Source organism: Mesorhizobium sp. (genome assembly GCF_004963255.1).
GTDB lineage: Bacteria > Pseudomonadota > Alphaproteobacteria > Rhizobiales > Rhizobiaceae > Mesorhizobium.
The window spans coordinates 51,946-58,932 of the sequence record NZ_SUGA01000035.1 but is presented as its reverse complement, the minus strand read 5'-3'; the positions used below and the strand labels follow the sequence as shown (position 1 = coordinate 58,932).

The following is a 6,987-nucleotide window of genomic DNA, read 5'->3' as shown; positions in this document are numbered from 1 at the left end:
TCCGGACCTACCGAATCACCAACTCAGTTCCGTGCAAAGCCCTCACAAGGGGAGAGGTAAGAAACTCACCGCCCTTCGCGATACCACATCGAGCCGATGGCGAGCAGCAAGAGGCCGAGGCCGAGAAAGCCGCCGAACAGCGGCACGCGCGATACGGCCTTGAGCGTGCTGTCGTCGGTGGTGCGCAGGCCTATCCAATCGTCACCCGAAGCCGCCGCCGAAGAGCGGATCGGCACGATCGACGGCAGGGCCACGCCGCCGGCGAGATTGGCGAGCGTGGATGACGGCGCCAGCCGCCGCGCGCTGCCGCCCGTCGCTTCGGCCGGCGCTTTGAGCCTGTCCTCTGTCGAGACCACGTCCTGGAATTCCGGCGCGTTGACCGGACCGACATGGGCGAGCGCGGTGAGATCGCCATTGCCGATCTGGTAGAGTCCGATCTCGCTGGTCCGCAGGCTGCCGGTGAAGATGCCGGGCTCGGCTTTCTCGAGCTTCACCGTCACGGTCTTGCCGGAGGGCGTGATCACCTGGGCGGGGCCCGGATCGTCGCTCATCGTCTGGCGGCGGATCTCCAGCATCATGCCGCGGCCGTCGGCCGTCAGCCGTTCTTCTTCCAGTTCTGGCTCCTTCATCAGCCAATGGGCGATGCGCCGGTAGAGCTGGACATGCGGGCCGCCGCCCTCGAAGCCGCGCGCCCACAGCCAGCCCTGGTCCGACAAGAGCATGCCCACCCGGCCTTCGCCCTTGCGGTCGAGCAGGAGCAGGGGCCGGTCGTTGGCGCCCCTCATCACCACTTCGCCTTCCGGATTCTTGACGCCGATGGTGCGGAACCAGCGGCTCCAATGCGGCGGCTCGCTTGCCGAGCCGTCGAGCCCGCGCGTCACCGGGTGGCGCTGGCCGAGATCGGTCAGGCGCGGATAGAAGGCCTTGTCCACCACTTCGCCCGTCGGCATGGCCGGCAGCGCGGCATTAAGCGGGGTGCGGGCGATGGAGTTCTCGCCGGCATATTCGGGCCCGGCGGCAATCAGCAGCGCGCCGCCCTTTTCGACATATTCGGAGATGTAGTCGTAATAGAGGATCGGCAGCACGTCGCGGTGCTGGTAGCGGTCGAAGATGATCAGGTCGAAATCCTTGATCTTCTCAACGAACAGCTCGCGCGTCGGGAAAGCGATCAGTGACAGCTCGTTGATCGGCGTGCCGTCCTGCTTTTCCGGCGGGCGCAAGATGGTGAAGTGGACGAGATCGACCGACGCGTCCGACTTCAAAAGGTTGCGCCAGGTGCGCTCGCCGGCATGCGGCTCGCCGGAGACCAAGAGCACGCGCAGGTTCTCGCGGATGCCGTCGACCAGGGCGATCGCCCGGTTGTTGGCGTCCGTCAGCTCGCCGGGCTCGCGGTCGATGCCGAGCTGGACGATGTTGCGACCGGCATTGGGAATGGTGACCGAGAGCTTCATCGGCTGGCCGACCGTCGCGTGCTCGACCGAGACCTGCTCGCCATTGACCGAGACCCGCACATCCACCGGGGCGCCATTGCCTTCCGTCGAAATGACGCGGTAGGTCATGTCGAGCGGCTTGCCGACGAGGCCGAAGCGCGGCGCGTTCTCGAAGCGGATGCGGCGGTCCTTCTCGTGCTCGCTGCCGGTGATCAGCGCATGCAGCGGCGCGTTGAATTCAGGTGTTCCGCCGGGTGCGTCATGCACCTCGCCGTCGGTGATCATGATCGCGCCGCCGATGCGCGACGGCGGCACGTCGCGGAAGGCCCCCTCCAACGCGCTGAACAGCCTGGTTTCGGTGCGTTCGTCAGCGGCTTCGGACTTGCCGGCCTCGACGACCCGGACATCGAATTGCTTGAAGCGGCCGAGACGCTCCTGCATCCCGGCCAGCGCCTCGTCGGTCTGCCTAGTGCGGTCGCCGATATCCTGGCTCTGGCTGCGGTCGACGATCAGGGCGACGACGCTCTTCAGCGCCTCGCGCTCCTCGGCGAGGAACACCGGGTTGAGCAAAGCCGCGGCAAGCGCGAGCAGCGCGATGAAGCGCAATGCCGATCCGCGCTGGCGGAACCACAGGCCGACCAGCGCCAGCAGCAGCAATGGCACGAAGAGCAGGCCGAAGAGCGGCCAGGAGACGAGCGGTTCGAAGGAAATCGACCAATTCATGATCTACTGCCCCAGCCGTTCAAGCAGCACGGGCACGTGCACCTGGTCGGATTTGTAGTTGCCGGTCAGCATGTACATCATGATGTTGACGCCGGCGCGCAGCGCATAGACGCGCTGCATCGGGTCCGGCGGCACGGTCGGCAGCATCGGATCGCCGTTCTCGTCGACCGCCCAGGCGCCGGCGAAATCATTGGCGGTGATCATGATCGGCGAGACGCCGTCGCCGGTGCGCACGGGGCGGTTCTCGGTGTTGCTGGCGTCGAGCGAGGCCTCAACCCACAGCGGGCTGCCGCTGAAGCGGCCGGGGAACTCCGGAAGGATGAAGAAGGATTTGGTCAGCACGTGGTCCGAAGGCACCGGTTCCAGCGGCGGCACGTTGAGATTGGCGAGGATGTCGCGCAACCGCTCGGTCGCCGGGCTTGCCGAACCGGCGCCGATGCCATTGGAAAACTGGTCGCGTGTGTCGAACAGGACCGTGCCGCCCTGCTGCATATAGGCATCGATGCGGGCGATCGCCGCCTGGCTGGGCATCGGCGCCGATGCATCGATCGGCCAATAGATCAGAGGAAAGAAGGACAGCTCGTCCTTGGTGATGTCGACGCCGGCCGGCGGGCCGGGCTCGAGCGCGGTCTTCTCGATCAGGAAACGGGTCAGGCCTTCAAGGCCGGCACGGCTGATCGAATCGACGCCGGGCTCGCCGGTGATGACATAGGCGATGCGGGTCTTCGAAATGTCGTCGATCGCCTGGGCGTCGCCTGGCTTCGAATCGTCGGCGCGGGCGAGATCGGCGTGGCCGAAGAGGCCGCCCAGCACGACCAGAACGGCGGCTGTGGTCGCCACGGCCGCGCGGCGCGGCCGGCGCGCCAGCAGGCCGCCCATCCAGAACACGGCCAAGGTGTCGAGCGCCATCAGCAGGAGCGCGACGGCGACCAACGGCCCCTTGAGGTTTTCCGACTCGTCGAAGGCATAGGGGATGGCGGTCACCGGCAGCGAAACCTGCGGGCGCACCAGCGGCGCGAAGGTGCTCGATGCCTCGAGTAGATTGTGCGCGAACACGCCCGTCTCGGAGCCGTAAAGGCCGGGCGGGTTCTCCAGCGTCACCGGCAGCGGGCCGGCGCCGGGCACCAGCGGCCGGGCATCGGGCGAGGGCGGCGTCAGCATGCCGTCGGCGCCGATCATGCGGTAGGGTGCCAGCGAAGCGGCGGTGGCTTCGGCATTGGCGATCGCCGCGCCCTGGTTGCGCGACAGCTGCACGACGCGCCGCAACATCTCAACGAACGTGCCGGAGATCGGCAGGTTCGACCAGGTCGCCTCGGGCGTGACATGGAAGAGCACCAGCGTGCCCTTGTCCTTTTTCATGCCCGTCACCAGCGGCGTGCCGTCGGCAAGCGTGGCCCAGGTGCGCTCGACGATGTCGGGCGTCGGCTCGGCCAGGACCTGCCGGCTGACCGTCACCTCGGAGGGTGGCGAAAGATCGGCGAAGGGACCGTTCTTCGGGAATTCGGTGACCGCCTGCGGTGTCGTCCAGGACAGCGCGCCGCCGAGCGCCCGCTCGCCGCTGCGCAGCCGGACCGGCAAAAGGTCGTCGTCATTGCCGGCCGCGGCAAGACGCGGGCCGGCAAAGCGGACCAGCGTGCCGCCCTTGTCGACCCAGTCGACCAGACGCTGCCTGACCTGCTCCGGGATGGTGCCGACATCGGCCATGATGATCATCGCCGGCTTCTGGTCGAGAAGCTGCGGAATGGCGTCGGCGAGGTCGGCGCTCGACGGCTCGACCAGGTCGGCGAAGGGCTGCAGGGCACGGCGGATATAGTAGAGCGGCGACAGAAGCGGCTGTGCCTGGTCGGCCTCGGCCTGAGACAGCAGGCCGACACGGCGTCGTTTCGAGCTTTCGTCCAGCACCCGCACCGCGCCCGCCTGGTGCTCGCCGTCGAGCGCGATCGAGGCGAAATCGTTGCGCAGCTCGAAGGGAACCGCCATCGTCGCCGTGGCGGCGGCTTCGCCCGGCGCGAAGGTCAGTGTCGCGTCGGCGATGCGGCGGCCCTTGTCGTCGAAGGCGCCCGCGGTGACCTGCGCCGGTGCCGGATTGCCCGGCGCGCGGATGGCGGTCAAAGCGAAACCGTCGACCTGGTTGTCGGCGCCAATCAGGCCGGTCACCGAGGGCCGGTCGGACGTGGCCCAGACCACCCGCTTCGCATTCTTTTCGAGCAGCGTCTTGAAAGCGGCTTCGTCGCCTTTGGCGGCAAGGCCATCGGCGAGCACCGCGACGCTAGCACCCGGCAGGCGCTCCAACGCGGCGGCGACGCGGGCATAGACGGCGGGCCTGTCGGTGGGGATCGGCCGCGGCCTGGCGGCGCGCAGATGGTCGAGCGCGGCCGAGGCATCGAAGGGGCCGATCTCGGCATTGGGCTTCTCGGCAGTGAAGGCAATGACGATCGGCACGCCGTTCGATCCGGCGTCGGCGATCAGCCGCTCGGCGGTGGCGACGCGCTTGCCCCAGTCGGCGGCGCTTGCCCAGCTGTTGTCGATGACAAGCGCCAGGGCGGAACCTTCCGCCGGCAGCCTTTCGCGCGGATTGAAGACCGGCTCGGCCAGCGCCATCACGACAAGCGCCGCCATCAGCAGCCGAAGCAGCGTCAGCCACCACGGGCTTTGCTGCGGGGTTTCCTCGCGTCGGAGGACCCGGGCCAGGATTTTCAACGGCGGGAAAACTTCCGTCTGCGGCTTGGGCGGGGTGAGCCTGAGCAGCCACCAGATCACCGGCAGCGCCAAGAGGCCCCACAGAACCATCGGCGCCCCGAAGGAAAGCGGCAGCCAGCTCATGCGACCGCCTTTCCAGCTCGATTGGCAATCGACGCCGCATGACCGCCTTCCACGGTCAGCGCCATGTGGATGCGCACCAGCGCTTCGGAGGCGAGGCGGTCAGTGTGGTTGACGGTGTAGCTCCAGCCGAGACGCTTGCACCAGGCGGCCAGCTCCTCGCGGCGAGCCCTGTAGAGCAAGCGATATTCCTCGGCCAGCATCTCGGCGCGGCCGGCGGTCAGCTTGTCGCCGGTCTCGGGATCTGTGAACTCGGTGCGGCCGGCATAGGGGAAGGTTTCCTCGGCCGGGTCGGCGACCTCGATCAGATGCGCGCGCACGCCATGCCGGGCGAGCACGTCGAGCCAGGCCATGGTCTCCTCGACCGGGTCGAGGAAATCGCTGACGAGCACGATGTCGCAGAAGCGGCGGATGGCCGACAGGTCGGGTTTGGCCGGCAGCGCGGCGGCGTGGCTCAGCTGTGCGGCGATGCGCTCGGCGCCGTTGCGGGCGGTGAACGGGTCGGTCAGGCCCGGCCAGGCGATGCGCTCGCCACTGCGCGACAAAAGCTCGGCCAAGGCGAGCGCCAGCACCAGCGCGCGCGATTCCTTGGAAACGCCGGCGCCGGCCGATTTGTAGAGCATGGAAGGCGAGGGGTCGGCCCAGAGCCAGACGGTGTGCGCCGCTTCCCATTCGCGGTCGCGCACATAGGTATGGTCGTCTCTGGCCGAGCGGCGCCAGTCGATGCGCGAGGAATCGCCTTCGACATAGGGCCGGAATTGCCAGAAATTCTCGCCGATGCCGCGCTTGCGGCGGCCGTGCCAGCCGGCGATCACCGTGTTGACGATGCGTCGCGCCTCGACCAGCAGGTCCGGCACCAGTGAAGCCCGCAACCGGCCGCGAGCGAGCGCGTCGCGCGTCGCAACCGGTGCCTGGACCTCGCCTATTCGACCCATCAGATGCCTTTTGCCAGCTTCGCCACCACGTCGCGCACCGAAGTGCCTTCGGCGCGGGCGGCGAACGTCAGCGCCATGCGGTGCTGAAGCACCGGTTCGGCCAAGGCGCGGATGTCGTCCACCGACGGCGCCAATCTTCCATCATATAGGGCGCGGGCGCGGGCGCACAGGGTCAGCGCCTGGCTGGCGCGGGGGCCCGGTCCCCAGGCGACATGCTTGTCCGTCTCGGCATTGCCCTGGCCGGGCCGGGCCGAACGCACCAGCTTGAGGATCGCCTCGACGACGCTTTCCGGCACCGGCATGCGGCGGATCAGCGTCTGGATTTCCTTCAGTCTCGCCGGCTGCAGCACCTTGTCGGCCTTGGCTTCGTCGATACCGGTCGTTTCGAGCAGGATGCGGCGCTCCGCATCGATCTCCGGATAAAGGATGTCGACCTGCATCAGGAAGCGGTCGAGCTGGGCTTCGGGCAGAGGGTAGGTGCCTTCCTGTTCCAGCGGGTTCTGCGTCGCCAGCACGTGAAAGGGCGAGGGCAGGTCGTAACGGGCGCCGGCTATGGTGACGTGATATTCCTGCATTGCCTGCAGCAGCGCGGACTGCGTGCGCGGCGAGGCGCGGTTGATCTCGTCCGCCATCAGCAATTGCGTGAAGATCGGCCCGGAAATGAAGCGGAAGGAGCGCTTGCCGAACTCGTCCTGCTCCATCACCTCGGAGCCGAGGATGTCGGATGGCATCAGGTCGGGCGTGAACTGGACGCGGCGCGAATCGAGGCCGAGCACGATGCCTAGCGTTTCGACCAGCTTGGTCTTGGCGAGGCCCGGCACGCCGACCAGCAGCGCGTGGCCGCCCGCCAGCAGCGCCACCAGCGTGCGCTCGACGACCGCTTCCTGGCCGAAGATCACCCGGCCGACCGCATCGCGGACCCTGGAGATGTCGGCCAGCGCTTTTTCAGCTTCCTCGATCATCGCTTTTTCGCTGATCGGGCTTTCCTTGATCATCACGCTCATGCCGCTCGATCCTTGTGGTTGGAGATACCGGCCTGCATTCTCAATGCCGCAGAATGCCGCGATTCGGCCTCACCT

At 67.7% G+C, this 6,987-nt stretch carries 4 protein-coding genes; all 4 read right to left on the bottom strand.

The genetic code is table 11. The annotated features are described in order from the left end of the window. Positions 1–65 precede the first annotated feature (65 nt). Genes E5X34_RS26610 through E5X34_RS26595 form a run of 4 tightly spaced genes read right to left on the bottom strand, consistent with a single transcriptional unit; the run spans position 66 to position 6,912 of the window. Complete coding sequence (locus tag E5X34_RS26610; RefSeq protein ID WP_292571050.1) at positions 66–2,153, bottom strand: hypothetical protein; 2,088 nt, start codon at positions 2,151–2,153, stop codon at positions 66–68. 3 nt (positions 2,154–2,156) lie between these two features. Continuing rightward, a complete protein-coding gene (locus E5X34_RS26605; protein ID WP_292571048.1) occupies positions 2,157–4,976 on the bottom strand; it encodes a DUF4159 domain-containing protein in 2,820 nt (939 codons plus the stop codon). After that, positions 4,973–5,908 (bottom strand): DUF58 domain-containing protein, encoded by a 936-nt coding sequence (locus E5X34_RS26600; protein WP_127864491.1) that lies wholly within the window; start codon positions 5,906–5,908, stop codon positions 4,973–4,975. Before E5X34_RS26600 ends, E5X34_RS26605 begins: the two co-directional genes overlap by 4 nt. Further along, entirely contained in the window at positions 5,908–6,912 is a 1,005-nt protein-coding gene (locus E5X34_RS26595; protein ID WP_292317906.1) for a MoxR family ATPase, read from the bottom strand. Before E5X34_RS26595 ends, E5X34_RS26600 begins: the two co-directional genes overlap by 1 nt. Between the last annotated feature and the right edge of the window lie 75 nt (positions 6,913–6,987).